The 19632-nt window shown below is 44.3% G+C and carries 11 protein-coding genes and 1 tRNA gene; 3 read left to right on the top strand and 9 right to left on the bottom strand.

Annotated elements, in window-relative coordinates; all coding sequences use genetic code 11:
• Window positions 1–35: 35 nt before the first annotated feature.
• A complete protein-coding gene (locus ACLI09_RS16410; protein WP_411420731.1) occupies window positions 36–1427 on the top strand; it encodes an MBL fold metallo-hydrolase in 1392 nt (463 codons plus the stop codon).
• 821 nt (window positions 1428–2248) lie between these two features.
• Here the strand turns inward: ACLI09_RS16410 and ACLI09_RS16415 are convergent.
• The 4 genes from ACLI09_RS16415 to ACLI09_RS16430 all read right to left on the bottom strand — a co-directional run bounded on the left by ACLI09_RS16415 (window position 2249) and on the right by ACLI09_RS16430 (window position 12068).
• Window positions 2249–5203 carry a glycosyl hydrolase 115 family protein gene (locus ACLI09_RS16415; RefSeq protein WP_411420732.1) on the bottom strand — a complete coding sequence of 985 codons (2955 nt, stop codon included), beginning with the start codon at window positions 5201–5203 and terminating at the stop codon, window positions 2249–2251.
• A 41-nt stretch (window positions 5204–5244) separates the two neighbouring features.
• Window positions 5245–7959, bottom strand: a complete 2715-nt coding sequence (locus ACLI09_RS16420) for a glycosyl hydrolase 115 family protein (protein WP_411420733.1) — start codon at window positions 7957–7959, stop codon at window positions 5245–5247.
• Between the two features lie 937 nt (window positions 7960–8896).
• The gene (locus ACLI09_RS16425; RefSeq protein WP_411420734.1) at window positions 8897–10711 is read right to left on the bottom strand and encodes a serine hydrolase; all 1815 of its coding nucleotides are present in this window, start codon (window positions 10709–10711) and stop codon (window positions 8897–8899) included.
• A 121-nt stretch (window positions 10712–10832) separates the two neighbouring features.
• Complete coding sequence (locus ACLI09_RS16430; RefSeq protein WP_411420735.1) at window positions 10833–12068, bottom strand: helix-turn-helix domain-containing protein; 1236 nt, start codon at window positions 12066–12068, stop codon at window positions 10833–10835.
• Between the two features lie 151 nt (window positions 12069–12219).
• Between ACLI09_RS16430 and ACLI09_RS16435 the strand changes: the two genes are divergently transcribed.
• Both ACLI09_RS16435 and ACLI09_RS16440 read left to right on the top strand, forming a co-directional pair.
• Complete coding sequence (locus ACLI09_RS16435) at window positions 12220–12705, top strand: DoxX family protein (protein ID WP_411420736.1); 486 nt, start codon at window positions 12220–12222, stop codon at window positions 12703–12705.
• On the top strand, window positions 12702–13052 hold the full coding sequence (locus ACLI09_RS16440) for a hypothetical protein (RefSeq protein ID WP_411420737.1): 351 nt from the start codon (window positions 12702–12704) through the stop codon (window positions 13050–13052). Before ACLI09_RS16435 ends, ACLI09_RS16440 begins: the two co-directional genes overlap by 4 nt.
• 391 nt (window positions 13053–13443) lie before the next feature.
• Here ACLI09_RS16440 and ACLI09_RS16445 read toward each other — a convergent pair.
• The 5 genes from ACLI09_RS16445 to ACLI09_RS16465 all read right to left on the bottom strand — a co-directional run bounded on the left by ACLI09_RS16445 (window position 13444) and on the right by ACLI09_RS16465 (window position 19627).
• Window positions 13444–13517, bottom strand: a tRNA-Pro gene (locus tag ACLI09_RS16445).
• Window positions 13518–13582: 65 nt separating this feature from the next.
• Window positions 13583–14215, bottom strand: coding sequence for a carbonic anhydrase (locus tag ACLI09_RS16450; protein WP_411420738.1), 633 nt, complete (start codon window positions 14213–14215; stop codon window positions 13583–13585).
• A gap of 107 nt (window positions 14216–14322) precedes the next feature.
• Window positions 14323–16461, bottom strand: a complete 2139-nt coding sequence (gene scpA, locus ACLI09_RS16455) for a methylmalonyl-CoA mutase (protein WP_411420739.1) — start codon at window positions 16459–16461, stop codon at window positions 14323–14325.
• A gap of 108 nt (window positions 16462–16569) precedes the next feature.
• Window positions 16570–18165 carry a T9SS type A sorting domain-containing protein gene (locus tag ACLI09_RS16460; protein WP_411420740.1) on the bottom strand — a complete coding sequence of 532 codons (1596 nt, stop codon included), beginning with the start codon at window positions 18163–18165 and terminating at the stop codon, window positions 16570–16572.
• A 97-nt stretch (window positions 18166–18262) separates the two neighbouring features.
• Complete coding sequence (locus tag ACLI09_RS16465; protein ID WP_411420741.1) at window positions 18263–19627, bottom strand: methylmalonyl-CoA mutase subunit beta; 1365 nt, start codon at window positions 19625–19627, stop codon at window positions 18263–18265.
• Window positions 19628–19632 lie beyond the last annotated feature (5 nt).

Consider the following 19632-nt stretch of genomic DNA (forward strand, 5'->3'; position numbering starts at 1 on the left):
ATAAATAACAACAAACTTAATTTAAAAATTACACTATGTATTTTCAACACGTATACGATAAATCACTGGCTCAGGCAAGCTATTTTATAGGCTGCCAGGCAAAAGGCGAGGCAATAGTTATAGATGCTAAAAGGGATATAGATACCTATCTTGACATTGCAAAACAAAACAACATGAAGATAACCCACATTGCCGAAACGCATATTCATGCCGATTTTTTGGCAGGATCGCGTGAACTGGCAGCTGCTACGGGAGCCAAGATGTACCTTTCTGATGAAGGCGGCGACGGATGGCAGTATGAGTTTGACCACACAGGCTTAAAACACGGTGATGTAATTACCGTGGGCAACCTTACCTTAGAAGTTTTGCACACACCGGGGCATACACCCGAAAGCATCAGTTTTTTGTTAACAGACCATCCTGCAACAGACAAACCTGTTATGGTGTTTACGGGCGACTTTGTTTTTGTAGGCGATATAGGGAGACCCGATCTTTTAGAAAAAGCTGCAGGGTTTATAGGGACTCAGGAAAAAGGGGCCAGACAAATGTATGAGTCCATACAGCGTTTTGCCGCGCTTCCTGAGTATGTTCAGGTATGGCCGGGGCATGGTGCCGGTTCGGCTTGTGGTAAGGCATTAGGCGCCGTTCCCAGTTCTACCGTAGGGTACGAACTGATCAGAAACTGGGCTTTTCAATATAAAGACAATGAGGCTGGTTTTGTAGAATATTTGTTAGACGGCCAACCGGAACCGCCTAAGTATTTTGCCATGATGAAACACCTTAATAAAGTAGATCGTCCTTTGCTTGTTGAAGTTCCAAAACACAGTAAACTGAGTAAAGAAGTATTTTTACAAGCGTACCATGACGGGATAAAAATAATAGATACGCGTAATAAAGCTGATTTTGCCCAGGCACATATACCGGGAGCTATAAACATTCAGGGAAACAACTCTTTTGCTACCTGGTGCGGATGGTTTTTAAATTATGAGGAGCGATTTATCCTTATTGCCGATGAAAGCCAGATGGATGACCTTACCCGTAAGTTAATGCGCATAGGCCTTGATAATATTTATGGTTATGTAGAAGATATTACCTCCTTGGGTATAAAAACCGAAAGCAGTGAGATTATAGACCTTCAGGCTTTTAAAGAAAGTATCGGTAAAGCGCACGTTCAGATTGTTGATGTGCGTGGTGAAAACGAATTTAAAAGCGCTCATGTTAAAGGTGCTGACAATGTGTTTGTGGGTACCCTTGAGAAAAACCTTTCCAGGATTAATACGAATAAGGAAATTGTAATTCATTGCCAGAGCGGAGACCGTGCCACCATAGCACAATCAATACTCGCCAGGCACGGTATCAAGGTAAAAAATTATTTGGAAGGAATGAAAGAATGGAGTGAAAAAGGGAAAAAAGTAGTGCAAAATTGACTATAACACCCTTTAAACAGCTATAACCCGGGCAAACCTGCATAGCTGTTTATCTGGCATGAACGTTGCGCATAGTTACTTAACTGAACGAAGTAATTGACTTCAATTAATTGAGTAATCTGTACAGAATTAAAAATCACATACTACTTACAATAAGTGCATAATTACTTTTACGGTTTGAACTGGGCAATACTAATAAGGCATACTACGTGACAATACAGGATTTTATATAGATTTAACCCATACTTTTAATTAAATTTCCCGAAAGAAATATTGCAGTAATTGAAAAACGGCATCAATGCATAATACTATAATAGGTACATTTTTAGATAGATGCCATCAACATTCCATTAATTATCATTTGCAACCATTTTATTGTTGTTTTGTTCCCCTTTAATAATCTCCCCGACATTGCTTTTAGCTTGTGTAATTGAAGGTAACCAGGGATTCAAATTTTCAGTTTAATAATTTATCTCATCTGTACTTTTAATAAGATGTTACTTTTTTCTATGATTTTTAGCTATATAAAAGTTTAAAGAAAGCAGATTTTCATTATAAGGTGTATGTCATCAAACCTAGTCATTTTTTACATCCTATAAACGTTCATATGCAGTCATTCAGGATAAATGATTCCAGCTTTTCTGTTATTTTCTCAGTTCGTTTTGAGAATAGGAAGCTTTTTCAGGGAAGCCAATAAATTCGGGATTTTTCGGATCTTTAATTTCATCATATAATTTTTATAATAAAATTTAATATTCTCAAAGCAACATCCAAAATGTCAAGATGAACGTTTCTTTAAGATTTCCTGAAATTAAAAGCTACTATTTATGTTCAATAGCCGGGGCTCCTAAGTAGCTGGGGTATTTGTCATTTGGATTAACCACTATCCGTTCAAGTACCACCTCCGGGTCTACCATATAGATTTTCAATGTATGCATCCCTGCGGATTGAACATCAAGATTTATATCCAGCCAACGCTGGTTGTCAAATACCTCACTCCTGCGGGGTTTGCTGCGCGACACAAGGGCATAATCAGGCCCGCGGTCTGGCAGGGGTATCAAAGTTTTAGACCGTGCAAGGTTAGCGGGGGTATATTCTTTAAACTCATCGTGGTATCCTTTTCTTGCATCTAAAACAATAGGTTCACTACCGTCAATTGCAACCGCTATCCTTAATCCCCTGGCAGGGTTTATATCCTGGGTAGGCAGTATGCCCAGGCACACCTTTGTAGGGCCGGCTTCCGGCAGAAATATATTGTATTCTAAACGTGGCGCTTTATTGGGAGAGACACTTGATGCTGTTACCGGATAAATACCCATGCAGGCTTCAGCTCTCCCCAGGTCTGGCAGCACGATCCATTTGGCATCCTTGTCCGGAACGCTAGCGCTGAATTTATCAGCGGGGATGGAAAACTCACCCGAGTAGCCACCGTAATAAGGTGTTTTACTGACAAGTGCTGCTTTTTTCACAGTATTTACAGTTACAGTTAATTTGGTATCGCCCTGTGCTATCTCTATTGTGCCGGTTGCTTTGCCTTCCGGCGCAGTTTGCCAGTCAATATCTACATATATACGTTGTTCTTTTTCGGCGCTGCCTTTATTTGCGCTGAGCCTGATCCAGGGCTTATCAGCTTTTGCCGTGAACTGTACCGTACCAGTGCCACGGTTAAAAATGTCGATGTAATAACGTTGTTTATCTAAGGCGTCAAACTGTGGTAATTCGGCTTTGCTACCAGCAACGGGCCAGGCCGCTGTACTGCCTTCAACCGCTGCACCAAGCGATGGGGCGGGCAACGGTGTTACCTCCATGAGTTCCGGTAAAGCGTTCTGCTTTGGCATTGACCATTGCTTGTAGCCAATGTGCACATCGCTCATCATGTTCTTCCATTTGCCACCGGCAATGGAATCATTGTAACGTATGCTTAGCTGCTTATCCAGTTCAAACAGGTTACGCGCAAGTGTGGCGTAGTCGTTAGCGCTTACCCTTCCTTGCTTGGCGTAAAGGTTATTTCTGCCTGCTGCCAAGTACATTTGGGCTACACCCGCCGAAGCTTTGGTTGGATACAGCACCAGTTGATAATAAGCATCTAATGCTTCTTTAGGCATCTTTTTCTCCAATGTTTCGGCACGGGCAGTCAGTTCCTGCCATTGTTTTGCTATCCGCTCGGCCTCATCATAATTCACAAAACTGAAGATATTGCAATCCTGCACCTCTGCTTTGCGCATCAGGTTGTATTTAGAATATTTTGATACGATGCCTGCAATCTCCGTGGCATGTTCACTGCCGAAGATACCGGTAGCCCAGTCTACCATATAATCAAAAGTCTGGTCAGCCAATACGGCATTTGGATCCCAGGCATAGCGCATGATAAAATCGATTGGCATTTCCTTAGGCTTAAGGTCGCCCACATTCACGATCCAGATACGGTCAATACCGCTTTGATACGCCAGGTTAAACTGTTCGCGTAATTTCGGTACAGTAGTAGTATTTACCCAGCGGTCGTTCCAGGGCCCGCCATTCATGTCAATATGGTAATACAGCCCCATGCCACCTTTGCGTTTCAGTTCCTTGGCAGGCGCAGTACGCCTTATGTAACCCCAGTTGTTATCGCAGAAGAGCAGGGTTACATCATCCGGTACGTTCATCCCTGCGTCGTAGTACCGTTGCACCTCTGTAAATATGGCCCAAAGCTGAGGTACTTCGCTTGGATCTTTGCCATATACTTTGCGGATAATCTCCCGCTGGTCAGCAATAACCTTTTTCAGGGTCATGATGTTCTCAGCATCATCGCCCTTGCCCATAGCCACGTCGCCGTCGCCGCGCATGCTCATGGTAATGAGGTTATCGTAGTTTTTGTTACGCTCCAGGCCTTCAGCCCAGAATTTTTTCAGGTTCTCTGCGTTGGTCACATAATCCCATGGGCCAATCGCGTCTTTACGTTTGGTGTATTCCTTTTGTGAGCGCATCATCGGCTCGTGGTGTGAGGTGCCCATTACAACGCCGTACTCATCGGCAAGGACAGGGCTCATGGGGTCGTCCTCATTAAACGCATTGCCCCACATGGCCGGCCATAAATAGTTGGCTTTTAACCGCAGCAGCAATTCAAACATGTGTGCATAAGCTTTTGAATTAACACCACCAAATTTTGCCGTTGCCCAGCCCGTAAAGGAAGGGCTTTCATCATTGATAAAAATACCACGGTATTTTACCTTGGGCGAAGGTTGTACATAGCGCCCCGGTTTGATGTATACTGCATTGCTTTTTTTTACAGGGGCATCGGCCCACCAATACCAGGGCGATACTCCCATCTTCTCCGAAACATCGTAGATACTATAAATGGTGCCACGCTTATCGCTACCGGCAATAACCAGGTTATTGCCTACGGTTTGTATTACAAAAGATTCCCATTGCCCTTTAAGGGCACTTACATCTAATTTTTTTGCGGCTACAAGCTGGTCTATCAATTTGCTTTTACCAATGGTGCCCACTATAATCGACCCGGCAGCAGGCTTGGTGCTTTCCACTACCAGTGATGCGGTACCCGTTACCTTGCGTATATCATCACCAAGATCATTTGCAGCCCTTCTTACACCTTTCCAATCTGCCGGGTCTACGTAGATAGGCGCTGTTTTTCCATCGGCTGAAATCCTGAAAGCATCCGCAGCAGCAGTTTGCTGTATGTAATTCGGTAATAGGCTTAATGTATTATTCGTATTTTGTGCATTCGCCACAGTGCATATAAATAGTAAAGCAATGCATATTAATCTTTGTAGCATAAGGAGTGTATCAGATAATTAAATTGGCAAAAAGGATTAGATTATTTTACAAAAATGCTTTCAGGGGCTCCAAGGTAAGAGTCCTTGCCGCTGCCGGTATCAATCACGAATTTCTGGAAAACAACTGCACTATCTATTGGCCATACTTTCAGGACATGGGTGCCTGAAGACAGCCCTTTGACTTTTAAAGATTTGATTTTGATGTGGTCTCCTACGGATTTGCTCCACCAGGGAGCATATTTATAATCAGGCATCTCTTCCCCTTCGTTAATGTTAATAATCTCGGGTTCGCGGCCGTCAATAGACAGGGCAAATTTCAAGCCGCCGCTTTTTGAGAAGTCCTGTAGGGGGTAGAGGAAGGCACTTATTTCGGCCTCGTCCGCAGCGTCTAAAAGCGTGAACTTATATTCGAAGCAGGGTTTGTTGTTGCCCTCAACCTTATTGTTTACTGCGTTAATAAGCAGGCCGTCCCCCGTGCGCCCAAGATTAGGCACTACTTCCCAGTCCATATTTTTACCGTTTACATTGCCCGTAAAATGGCTGGCTTCAAATGCTAACGTACCTTGGTTCTCGATAAAGCCGGCGGCTTGCGGCTGTTTTTGCCTAACCGGCACTACTATTTTATATTCTTTTCCGGCACCGGATACGGAGATGTGCCCGGTTGTAACATCTTTAGGCAGCTTATTCCAGTCGATGCTGGCATATACTTTATCGTTAAATTGTGTGGTGCCGGAGGTGGGCGAAAGTTTAATCCAGGGATCAAGCGCTTTAATCGTATAAGATAACGGCTGTTGTCCGCGGTTAATGATATCAATATAGAAGTTTTGATTGTTAAGAGGGTCAAATATTGGAAATGAGGTGCTAAAATCCCAGTCGGCCTCTACATCCAGCCATCCCCAAACAGGTCTTCTGCCGTATTCAATAAGGTAACCAAGTTCGGCAGCATCGGGCACCTGTACATAAGTTACAGCCGGCATGGCATTTAACGGAGGGTGATACCAGCCTGTATAGCCTATATGTGTTTGGGACATCATGTGGTTCCATTTGCCGTTGTTCATTTGGTGGTATTCTTCAGTCAGTTTTTTGTCCTGCCCAAATAATTCTTTCGTCCTATCCGCGTAGAAGTTGGCGGCAGCAGCACCCCGTTCGGCATAATACCTGTTTTTGCCGGCGCAAACATACATTTCATTAAGGTTGGCACACATTTTTACAGGGGAGAGCACCAGTTGGTAGAAGGCATCTTTGTATTCGCTTCCAAGTTTGCTGTAGAGGGTTTCACTTCTGTCTGCCAGTTCATTAAAATCGGTTATGATGCGGTCTGCCTCTCGGAAGTTTTCTATGCTGTACGTTTCCGGCTTAAGCATTTCCGGTGTACGGCGGGCATTGTATTTGGTATATAAAGCCATTATTTCAGCAATTTCCGTTGCGTATACTACCCCGAATTGTTGCTCTGCCCATTTGCGGTAGTACAACGGCAGGTCTTTTGCTTTTATGGCACCAGGGTTCCAGGCATAATCCATAAAAAAACTAATAGGGAGTTCCATAGGTTTTATGTCCCCCACGTTCACAATCCAAAGGTCTTTAACACCGTGTTCATATGTAAGTTTCATTTGCTGCCATATGCGTTCTATCTGGGTAACATTTTGCCAACGATAGGATACCGGCGCGCCTACATAATCTACATGGTAATACATCCCGTATTTCTTTTTACTGCCCTGCGGTTCCTTTTCGGGCAGGTAGCGGATATTGCCCCAGTTATCGTCGCTGAATAACACGGTAATGTCATCGTCCACCCGCATCCCTTTGTCGTAATAGTCCTGCACTTCTTTATAAATTGCCCAAACCTGGGGCACTGTTTCAGCCGGCTTCCCTGTTACGTTGCTTATAATCTCCCTTTGGTCTTTTATTATTTCTTTAAGCAGGTCTACAGCCGTCTCCTCGCTCATACCCGCATCGCCATCCCCGCGCATGCCAACCGTTACAACGCTTTCATAATTCCCCATGCGTTCAATTCCCCCGCGCCAGAATTCCTGAAGCTTTTCCTTGTTTTTAGTATAGTCCCAGGCGCCGCCATTGAAGAGCGACCACTCGTTATGGGCGCGCATCATCGGCTCGTGATGGCTGGTAGACATAACGATGCCAAATTCATCTGCGGTTTTAGGGTTCAGGGGATCATCTACGTTAAACATGGTAGGCAGCCACATCGAAGGCCATAGAAAATTCGCTTTTTGCCGTAAAAGCAGCTCAAATATTTTCTCGTAACACTGGTGGTTGATGCCCCCGAATTTCTCAAAAGCCCAGTACCGGAAGGCAGGTGATTCGTCGTTAATGAAAATTCCCCTGTATTTCACAGCGGGGCCTTTCGAAACATAGCGTACTTCATCCATAAAGATTTGCGCGTTTTTTTTAACCGGTACGTCCGCCCACCAGTACCATGGTGATACGCCAATGCTTTCCGAAACCGTAAAGGTACCAAAAGCGGCACCCCGCCTGTCCGAGCCGACAATAACCAGGGCCTTTTCAACACCCGGAAAGGGTTTGCGGACTGTCTGGATCATAAAACCTTCCCAGCAGCCATTTATTTCATCAATGTTTATTTTCTTGCTCTTTACGAGGTTTGAGATAAGTTTGCTGTTCCCTATCGTGCCGATTATTACCACGTTATTCCCAAGGTTGGAAAATCCTTTATTAACATCAGGTTTTTTCCCAGTAACCATTTCAATATCTGCCGACAGGAAGTGTGCGGCTTTGTTCACCAGTATATTTTCTGAGGAATCTACATATATACCTGAAACTATTGCGTTAGCGACCAATGGAAATTGACGGGTGCCCTGCTGGGAATTGCTGACAGGTAGTTGAGCAAAAGCGGCGTTGGTGAGCAAAATGAATAAAATCACCGTGAAAAAACATTCGTTTTTCATTAGTATTACTGTAATTGTGGGATTATGAAAGTTTAGCAATTTCGGATAAAAAAATCGATTGCGGCTATAAATCTGCTGCAATAAAGCTAAAACGTATTCGTAGAAGGGGTGCATTAACGCAGTTTGGAAAGCATTGAACTTTGCACATACTATCTGTGGCTTTAGCGGTTTACAGCCCCTCTCCATGTGATGTTCCCAAATTACGCTTAAGAATTCAGCGGAGACAGTGTCCGAAACTATTGCTTTTGACGATAAAAATTTTTACAAAATTCAATTATCCATCAGACTATAAAAATAAAACCCCAGTAAATACTGAGGTTTTAATGATATGTGAACTGTCAGGGATTGCAGTCGAACACCTTGTGCCTATTATGACGGTTCTTAATGAAATTAAAATATTTAAATAGCTTTTAATTCAGTGTTTTATTTTTTAATTTGAAATTATTCAATTTATGTGGTGGGAAATTTTACATGACAGTACTTCAAGTCAGTATATTTTATTATAAAAATGAATTCAAAATATGCAATTTTAGATGTGTCGGGGCGTTTCTGCGTTTCGGAATCCCTAAAAAGGCTAATCCCAACAATAAATTTCTCGATTATCAGGTCTATCAACAAATAGATAATCTCAAAGCTAGTACTGATACGATACTGAATTTTGCTTTGTCGCTATGCAGGAAAAGTAGCCGTAACCATAATGAGTGTGTCTTCGGAATATGGCGGTGGATTATTACCTAAGCTCTCCGGCAGCGACTGCACGCCTTTAAGAAGGCTATTCTGTAGCTTTCAGTTTGACGTTGCAGTCTTGCGCCTCCGGGTCCAGCGCACAGGCCTTTTCATAATGGGCGCGTGCTTCAGCCTTGTTACCATTGAGTAAGGCCAGGTCGCCCATGCGCAAATGAACAATAGGGCTTTCAGGATATAATGCAAGCGCTGACTTAAGAATGGCACCTATCCCCTCAACATCCGGTTTTTTTGAATTTATCAATTCATATGACCAGTACGTCAGTTCGTTCTCTGATAGCTTATCTGTAAGTATTGCACGCTCCGCTTCAACATATTTCCCTGCGGTAATATATTCGCGTGCCGTGTATTGCCCTTCAGACATAAAGGGCCAGGCTTGATCATCAATCTGGTATTCTGTCCGCAAGGCAGATATCCTGCCTGAACTGTCACGTAAAAATAGGCCTTTTATATTATAGTCTGAAAATACAATAGAATCGTTGCCGGTTGGGAAACACAATATCTCTTTGCCTCCGTTAATCCGCTCGGCAAAATGGCCATCCCGCCGCATAATCTCTACCACTTCATTGGGACCTTTCCTGTAGCGCCCGCAGAATTCTTCAAGTTCTTTCTCAGTCAGCTTGGCCGGTAGCAGCGTGTCAGGCAAAAATGCGGGCCATTGATACGCTGCCGCAATGCTCCGGATAAGCTCTTTACCAAAGCCGTTAAAATCATCGCCGGAGTTTAAAAGTATCAAGACGCCATGCCCGCCCGCAAGACTGCCGGTTGCGAAGCCTACAAAGCCGGCATTTACGCCAACGTGTTCAAAGTAAGATACGTTATCGCCTGTGGCATCAGAACGCCTGTAAAGAAACGCGCCTAAGCCCATTTCTTCGGTGTATTGTCCATTACTAATCTCAATTTGGGGGGTAAGCATCTGCCTTACAGTCTCCGTCTTCAGGAAAGATGATGTGCCTGCCAGGCTTTTCTCCATTTCAATTATGAGCAACGCAAGATCAGTGGCGTTTGTATGCAGGCCTGCTGCTGCCTGCTGCGGATACACATAGGTTCCGGGAGTGTACCATGGCGCCTCAGAATAGCCGGTGGACAGCCTCGTAAGATACTTTTTTGGGAGCGGCTGGTCAAATGTACTGCTGTCCATTTTTAGCGGATTAAAAACGTACTTACGGGCAATTGTTTCAAAGTCTGCCTTAAGTACGTCCATCAGCACCATCTGAACAATCATGTACCCGCCGCCACTGTACCTAAATTCCTTGCCAGGCTCACTGTTAACAACTACACGCCTTGTTCCTGCTATTGGATCGCCGTCCAGTATCTGCTTAATGGAGGGCAACGGTGCCTGCCCCTGCTTAAAACCCCAGTAGGAACTCTGGCTCGTGCCTGCCGTATGGCTCAGGAGCATACGCAGGGTGGTACCTTTGCCCACAGTATAGCTACTTGGTTCGATTTTCCAGGTGGTAAGGTATTGGTTCACATCAGTATCAAGGTCGAGGAGGCCTTTGTCTACCAGCCGCATTACAATAATGGCCGTTACCATTTTACTTACAGAGCCCGCAGAATAGATGGTATTATTTGTTGCCGGCACTTTTTGTATCGTATCAGCATATCCGTAGCTTTTTGCGAAATCAATTTTGTAATTATCGATAACGGCGATACTCATTCCCGGTATCTTGTGCGTGCCCATGCGCTGCGCAATCGTCCAGCCTGGCAAACCTTTAACAGGCACGTAGGGAATGAGGCCATTTTCCACTTTCTTAATACGGTTTTGAAGCGGTGTTTGGGCCTTTATTGAAGATAATGTAGTTACAAACAGGAACAAAATGGCTATAATTGATGCTTTCATACTAATGTTTTTAAGGTTTTGCTGCACGGCTAAGGATTTGTTTCAGTATCCTGTTGCATGGCACGCTACGCAAATGTAGGCAGCATAGCGCAGGCAAAGCGACCAGATTATAATATGAGCCCTATTTATTTTTACCCAGTGATGTAACAAAATCTTTTGGAGACAACCCCGTCTGCTTTCTAAAAGCCCTGTTAAAGGTACTTTTGCTGTTAAAGCCACAGTCATAAGCCAGGCCCAGAATGGTGCTTTTTTTGTGTGCGCCTTCGGTAAGCAGAGCCATAACAGCACTTACACGGTACCCGTTTATAAAATCGTTAAAGTTCCTGCCACTTCCTTTATTAACTATCCGGCTCAGTGCCGGTACGCTAAGCTGCAGCCGGGCCGCAAGCTGCGGAAGGCTTAATTCAGGGTCTTCATAACATTTTTCAGATTCCATTAACGCATTAATCCTCTCCAGCCATTCCGGATATTCTTCTGCCACAGGTTCAGGTTTCGGCTCCTGTATCTCTTGAGGCTCTGCCAGCAGCACCATTTCGGAGGGGCCATTTTGAAGCCTTTTGCTTCCTTTAGCTAAAAGTATACTGCCTGTTGAGCGCAGGGTCCACCTTTCGATATATAATTTAGACCGTACCGCATTAGAATAGCCGGCTATAGCCACATAATAGCTAAAAATGGAAAAGAACAAAAAATGCCACCAGCTGTCCAGGAAGTTTACCCTAAAGAAAAGCCCATAAATAGCTACTATGCACCAGCTTACCAGTATACATAGGACGGCGATGAGAAAATTTCGAATGTATGTAAAAGAAAAAGCATCGGCGTTACTGAGGAAACTGAGTACGATTTTCCGGTAGCTGAGATAAAAGCGGAGCGCTGCAACAAAGTAAATAATCATACTGATAAAGCCGCTTATCTGATACCAGTCGTCAAAATCACGGTCGCGTTCATCGGCGAGGAAATAGTATCGACCAAAGATTAGCTTATCGTAGACAAATATTAATAAAGAATACACTATATAGAGTCCCGCAGGGATAAAATGTATAAGAAACTTTTTCCGGAAGCTGAAACCCGGGTTAAGCAGGCTCAGTACATAAAAAAGAATTGCCGGACCTATAGCGTAGAGGTGCTGAAACGGTACGTAAAAAAGAATATCTCTAAATGGCTGTTTGGAGTACCAGCCCGCAAAACCTAACATCCAGGGGCAAACATATAGGAATGTAAGCAATAGGAGCAGGGAAAGCCAAAAGTCCGACGCGTATTTCTCTGCCACATATCTGCGCAGGCATAACCCAGAATATACCAACAGGTGTGCAAGAAAAACCAGCAGTAGCGAACTGTGGAGCCCAAAATCAAATTGCATAGCGGTATCTTTTAACTTAATACTGTAACCGTTTGTGGGTTAAAGATATTGAAATATGTACAGATTCGTAAAATATAAATTACGCCTAAATTATAATTTGGCGCATCGGTTTGTGTTCCTGCTGCTACTTTAGCCAAAAATATAATCTACCATGAAATTATTAAAACGACTTACAGCACCCCTTACGCTCCCGCACTGGAGCCAGGACGCGGCGCTTGCGCTGCCACGCCTGGTGTGCGGCTACTTTATGGCTTTTGACTTTGGAGCGGGAAAATTTGGCATGCCCTGGTCTGATCCGGAACTTAATCTTGGCTTTTTTGAAGTGGCTTTCTGGTTTCCCGGCGACGTGGCGGAATTTGGCGGCCCATTTGCCCTTTTTCCTTCTTTTTTTGCGTGGATAGGGGCATTCAGCGAAGCATTTGGCGGCTTGCTGCTACTGGCTGGTTTACAAACCAGGATAGCCTCGCTGCTAATCTTCATAACAATGCTGGTAGCCGCTTTTTGCCAGCAAATGCAAAATGGCTATTGGAATATGCTTCCGGCCCTTGGCTTCTCCTTTGTTGCCCTGTATACAATGGTGTTAGGCAGCGGGCGATTCGGTTTGGATTACATTATCTTTAAAAAATTGACAAAATGAAATATATATACCTTATGCTAGCCGCGTTGCTTTTAGCCTCATGTGTACAGCCGGTTACAAAAAGAACCATTACGTTTACACTTGATGCTAAGGACCTGCCGCCTGGCTGTACTGCGGCAGTACGCGGCACTGATAAGCCATTAAGCTGGAAACAAGACACACCAATGCAGTATGATAGCATTACTGGGCACTACAGGCTCACTGTTGAAATAGCGACGGGCTTTCGATTTACGGAGTATAAGTATGTCGTTAATGGTAGGTTTGAGTTTCCGGATGGGGAAAGCAGGAAGGTGGTGTTTGATGAACAGGAAAAAATTACCCTTGCAGATACCTTCGACACCAGGTAGCTGCGATAAAAGGAGGTTGTTTTTCAAGTACTTCCCATCATCAAACTGCAGCAAAGATCTGGTGAAGAAATGGATACCAAAGGTGTTTATCGTCTTCATAAAATACTGCTTTAAATTAAACTTCATTAAGTACCGACTCAACTCAGTTGCTCACACAAAGGTGGCGTTAAGCAGCATTATTTGGCGTTTAAATGTTAAAAAATCATTGTAACTTATTATTAAACAATGTTTAATTCGTTTCTGGTGAGTCTTTTTTTTAAAAGTGAAAAGACTCACCTAATAACTCACCATTATATGATATCATTAGGGTCGATTTGGAGGTAAAAACCAACAAAAAACCCGTAAAATCTTATATTTTACGGGTTTTTATCGGATTTTTTAAGCATTTCAGTCGGGATGACTGGATTCGAACCAGCGACCCCTAGCACCCCATGCTAGTACGCTACCAGGCTGCGCTACATCCCGAATATTATTAAAAATGGTGGGCAAATATATAGCGTTTGTACATAAATCACAAAAAAATAAATCCCTTATTCCGTGTCAATACGGTAAATGTCTACAATACCTTTTGTAACTTTTTCAAAATCAATATTTAAGTCTATAAGTTTGCCTGATTGTATATCAAATATCCATCCGTGCACGGTAACGCCCCTTTCCTGCGCGGCCTTTTGCACTTCAGCCGTTTTAATTACGTTAATGCACTGCTCCTGCACGTTAAGCTCTACAAGCCGGTTGTAGCGCACCGCTCCATCGGTAATAGCGTTAAGCTCGTTTCGGTGCGTGCGGTATACGTCGCGTATGTTACGCAGCCAGGGGTTCAATATGCCCAGGTCAGTTTGCTGCATTGCTGCCTTTACGCCACCGCAGTTGTAGTGCCCGCACACCACAACATGCTTCACCTTAAGGTGGCTCACCGCGTAGTTTATTACTGACATAACGTTAAGGTCGGTATTGGGTACCATGTTAGCAATGTTGCGGTGCACAACAGCTTCGCCGGGGGCTATTCCCATAAGCTCTTCGGCGGTAACGCGGCTATCGCTGCACCCTATATACAATATTTCCGGCGACTGTCCCTGTGCCAGGTTTTCAAAATAGTGTTCGTCTGTTTTTAGTTGCCTTTCAATCCAGCTGCGGTTGTTGTCAAATACTTTTTTAATATCCATAGTTGTACAATTTACCGTAAAGTTAAATTTTTTTGATTTAATGGCACGTTGAGTCCTGATAAAATAGGTTAAAGTCAAAAAGCCCCACATTGCAGGGCTTTCATACACTAAGCCATGCCCTTAATCAAGATCTCCAGTATCTTAATAGCTGCCTCGCTTATTTTAGTGCCTGGGCCAAAAACCGCTACCGCCCCCGCATTAAACAAAAAGTTATAGTCCTGAGCCGGGATAACCCCGCCCACAATAACCATAATATCTTCGCGGCCGTGCTTTTTAAGTTCTTCAATAACCTGAGGCACTAGCGTTTTATGACCTGCCGCAAGAGATGATACACCCAGTATATGCACGTCATTTTCTACAGCTTGCTTTGCGGCTTCAGCCGGTGTCTGGAACAGCGGGCCAATGTCTACATCAAAGCCCACATCGGCGTAGCCGGTGGCGACCACCTTGGCACCGCGGTCGTGCCCGTCCTGGCCCATTTTGGCTATCATTATCCTGGGGCGGCGGCCATCAAGTTTAGCAAATTCATCAGCAAGTTGCCTGGCTTTTGCAAAGCCCTCATCGTTCTTTATCTCTTTACTATACACGCCACTAAATGATTTTATTTGTGCTTTATACCTGCCGTAAACGCTTTCTAAAGCGTCGCTTATTTCACCCAGTGTCGCCCTGTGGCGTGCAGCCGTAATAGCCAGTTCAAGTAAATTGCCATCGCCCTGCTGTGCAGCAGTAGTAAGTGCGGACAGGCTTTCGGATACTTTAGCGGTATCGCGGGTTGCCTTTATTTGCTGCAGGCGTTCAATTTGCTGGCGGCGTACACTTTGGTTATCCACCTCTAATATTTGCAGAAGGTCTTCTTTCTTTAGCCTGTATTTGTTTACCCCCACAATAACGTCTTGGCCACTATCTATGCGTGCCTGTTTGCGTGCGGCGGCTTCTTCTATACGCAGTTTAGGTATACCAGCCTCTATGGCTTTGGTCATACCACCAAGTGCCTCTACCTCTTCAATGAGTAGCCATGCTTTGCGGGCTATCTCGTTGGTAAGGCTTTCCACATAATAGCTGCCGCCCCAGGGGTCAACCGTTTTAGTTATCTTGGTTTCTTCCTGCAAAAAAATCTGTGTGTTACGGGCTATGCGTGCGCTAAAATCGGTGGGGAGGGCAATAGCCTCATCAAGCGCATTTGTGTGTAGTGACTGCGTTCCGCCAAACGCTGCCGCGGCAGCCTCTATACAGGTACGCGCTACATTATTAAAAGGGTCCTGCTCGGTAAGGCTCCAGCCGCTGGTTTGGCAATGGGTGCGCAGCGCTAATGATTTTTCGTCTTTCGGGTTAAACTGTTTCAGCAGTTTTGCCCACAGCATACGCCCGGCACGCATCTTGGCTATTTCCATAAAATGGTTCATGCCAATGGCCCAGAAGAATGAGAGGCGCGGTGCAAATTCGTCAATCTTCATACCTGCCGCAAGCCCGGTGCGGATGTATTCCAGCCCGTCGGCCAATGTATAGGCCAACTCAATATCTGCGGTGGCCCCGGCTTCCTGCATGTGGTAGCCCGAAATGCTGATAGAGTTGAATTTGGGCATTTTTTTGCTCGAATATTCAAAAATATCAGCAATAATTTTCATGGATGGGGCAGGGGGGTAGATGTAGGTATTGCGCACCATAAACTCCTTAAGGATATCATTTTGTATGGTGCCCGAAAGTAGCTCCGGCGCAACGCCCTGCTCTTCTGCTGCTACTATGTAAAAGGCCATAATGGGCAGCACGGCACCGTTCATTGTCATAGATACCGACATTTCCCCCAAGGGAATCTGATCAAACAGCACCTTCATATCTTCCACGCTGTCTATGGCTACACCAGCTTTGCCTACGTCGCCCACTACACGTTCGTGGTCAGAATCATATCCCCGGTGCGTGGCAAGGTCAAAAGCTACAGAGAGGCCCTTTTGCCCCGCAGCAAGGTTGCGGCGGTAAAACACATTGCTCTCCTCGGCGGTACTGAACCCTGCGTACTGGCGAATGGTCCAGGGGCGCTGCACATACATGGTGGCATATGGCCCGCGGAGGTTTGGCGCAAAGCCTGCCCCAAAATCAAGGTGCTCCAGGTTTTCGGTGTCGGCTTCGGTGTAGGTTTGCTTCAGGGCTATGCCTTCGGCGGTAAGGAACCCCTGTTCAGGGTTCTCTTTTCCTTCTTCAGGATTTACCGAAGGTTGTATTTTTATATGCTGGAGGTTTTTTCTGTTCATGTTTCAATGCTATAATCCCTCTTAAATATCTTTAATTATTCAATAAACCCATCTTTATAAAGATACAAATTTACTGCTTGCTGCCGGTCTCTGTTTCCGCACACGGTGCTATTCTTTAATAAATTTTGTATTTCTGTTACCAAGGTTAAGTAGATATACGCCAGATGGAAATGCCAAAACATTGATAGTACTATTATTTATTTGGCCTTGTGAAACTATACGGCCCGTTACGTCTGAAATAATAAATGGCCCATCGTCAATACCGGCTATGTTGATGATATCTTTTACCGGGTTAGGGTATATTACAGATTGAGTTGTTAAAGTGTTTTGGCCTGTAACCAGGGTTTCGCCTGTTAATTTAGCGGTAATGCCACTAAAAATTGGCGAGTTTGCTGTAAATCCGTCAAAATTAATATCGCCTGTATAGGCACCGCAAATGTACAATTCGTTAGTATTGCTCATAGCCATGGCATAGAGTTCGCTATTGCTGCTTACCGAATTTGTTTTTATCCACTGTACTTCACCCTCGTCGGTCATATGCAACACCACAAAATGATGGCTATTAACAGGGAATTCTTCTTGCTGCCCGTTTTCATAAAACAAAGTAGAAAAGGAATGGCCGGTTGCATATATTCCTCCCTGGCTGTCCAGTTCAAGGCTGTTAAAGATATCATAGATGTTGCCGCCCACAAGTTTTGTCCATATATAATTGCCCAACGCATCAAGCTTACTTATAATATGATTTCTCATACCATATAGTTCGATGGTTTGATTATTTATATTGAATGGGCTTGCTTCAGCAGCGGTAGAAACATAAATATTACCGCTATCGTCTGCTTTAACATTAGTTGCGGTGTCTCCGCCTTCACTGCCAAAAGTGCGTCCCCAGCTAAGTACTCCATCGCTGTTAAATTTAAGAAGGATACCATCATTGTTTCCATAGCTTTCAATAGTTGATCCGTTAAGTATTACATTGCCGTATGCTGAGCCGCTCACATAAACATTTCCCAGAGCATCCGCATCTACCGAAGTGGAATTTACAATGATACCCCCATTGAAATTATGCGCCCAGACAGCAGTACCATCTAATGTAAATTTGGCAATAAACATGTCTGACTCTGCAGCACCTATGGGGAAAGTGCCTAAATTAAAACCGTCACTGTCTACATAATTGCCTGTCAGATAGAAATAGTCGCCTGATATTTTTATACCTGTAACACTGCTGGCATAGGCGTCAATAGCCTGTGCCCATAACACATTACCCTGAGGGTCGAATTTCGCGAAAAAAGATGGCCAGGTTGTAGCGTCTGACGATAGCTGTATACCATCCAGGAGAATGCTCTGATTAAAATTTCCTACCGCATATATATTGCCCTCGGCATCTGTAGTTACAAATTTTATTCCCGATAATGAAGATGTAGCGGTTCTTGCCCATAGGTAATTACCATCATTGTCAGATTTTGCTAAAAACAGTTGCTGGTTTTGGGTAGGGCTTTCCATTATAGTCTCGTCAAAGATAATGCCCCCGCCGGAAAAAAGGCCTCCCGTGATCACATTGCCTTCCGGGTCAACAGCAACATCCAGTGCGTATGACCCACTAATGGATGTTAATGTTTTCATCCAATCCCAGTTAGGTATTTGTGCATAGCCGCCATAAATTCCCGTGAGGGTTAAAAGAAAAATTGAGAGGTAAATTTTTTTCATATTTATAAATGTTGATTGGTTTTATAATTTTTAAGGTACTGTGTGCGGCACATTTTCCATGCTGTTAGGCTACACAGCTAAGCAATTTTATCAATATTTACAGGGTATTTTGTTCATTTTCCAGCCGCTCCTGTTCTACTTTTTCGGCAAGCCTTCTTTCGATAATGGGCTGTATCAGCGTTTTTCTCGGATTTGCTTTTACAAAAGGGTACAATTCTATATCTCCGGCCATGCGGTCGTTTTTATTGGGGTATTTGTTAGTGCCCAAGAGCACTTCTTTACCACTGTCAAAAAGTTCCTGTTCTTTAGTGGCACTCTCCTGTATCTTGCGTTGTATGGTGCCTTCTTTAAGTTGTTTTAAAAAACCACCGTTTGCTTCGATTTCTTTAAACAGGGATAATGCTTTTTCGGCCAGCTGCTGGGTGAGTTCTTCTATATAATAGGCCCCGTCTGCCGGGTTGCTTACCTTATCAAAATAACTTTCGCTTTTTAAAATCAGGAGCTGGTTGCGTGCTATACGGTCGGCAAACTCGTTGCTTTTATGGTACAGCGCGTCATACGGCAGATTAAATACCGTATCGGCACCACCCAGTATAGCGCTCATACACTCGGTAGTGGTACGCAGCATGTTGACGTTATAGTCGTAGATGGTTTTGTTGCGGCGGGTAGGGGTGGCCAGTATGTGGCACTGCTCCGGTAGGCTGTATTCTTTCGCGATGAGTGCATACAATAGCCTCAATGCCCTGAGCTTGGCAATCTCAAAAAAGTAATTAGCGCCCACGGCTACCTGTAGTACCAGCGGCTTTTGCCCATAACCGCGGTTAAAATATTCATTAGCCTGTGCTAACGTATAGGCTATTTGCTGCACCATGTTAGCGCCCGCGTTTTGGTAAATAGTGCCGTTGACAGTAAGGGGATGTATGTGTTTACACTGTTTATGGATGGCATCCAGCACATGGAAATTATCGGGGCCGGGGTGCCAGTTGCCCTCCTGGGCCAGTTGGCCTATGGGGTCGAGCAGTACATAATGCACTGCACCACTACCGGCGGCTATGGCATCAAGCTGTTTTACGAAATCGATTGAATAGAATTGTAAATAAAAGTAAACCGGTATGCTGGTATCAATATCTGCAAGCAGCATTTTTACATTGGTTTCCGGCGTAGGGATAGTAAAGCGTACTGCTTCGGCTCCGCGCGCTACCGTATTCTTAGCACGGTAAATGCTCTTCTCAATATCACGCACATAAATGTCCTGGCCTATTAAAAACGGGTGTTGCTTATTGGCTTCTTTAACAGTGTCTTTAGCCTCATCTATATGGTAAAAGGGTTTTACCTTAATTCCTTCGGGACTTTCCCAAATCAGGTTTTCGTTATAATCAGCGCCTTTAAGCTCGTATTGTATTTTTTGTTTCCAAAGTTTGGAAGGCACGGGGCCAAACATATCAAAAAGGTTTTTACTCATGCTGA

The sequence above is a fragment of the Flavobacterium sp. RHBU_24 genome, assembly GCF_046613695.1.
Taxonomy (GTDB): domain Bacteria; phylum Bacteroidota; class Bacteroidia; order Flavobacteriales; family Flavobacteriaceae; genus Flavobacterium.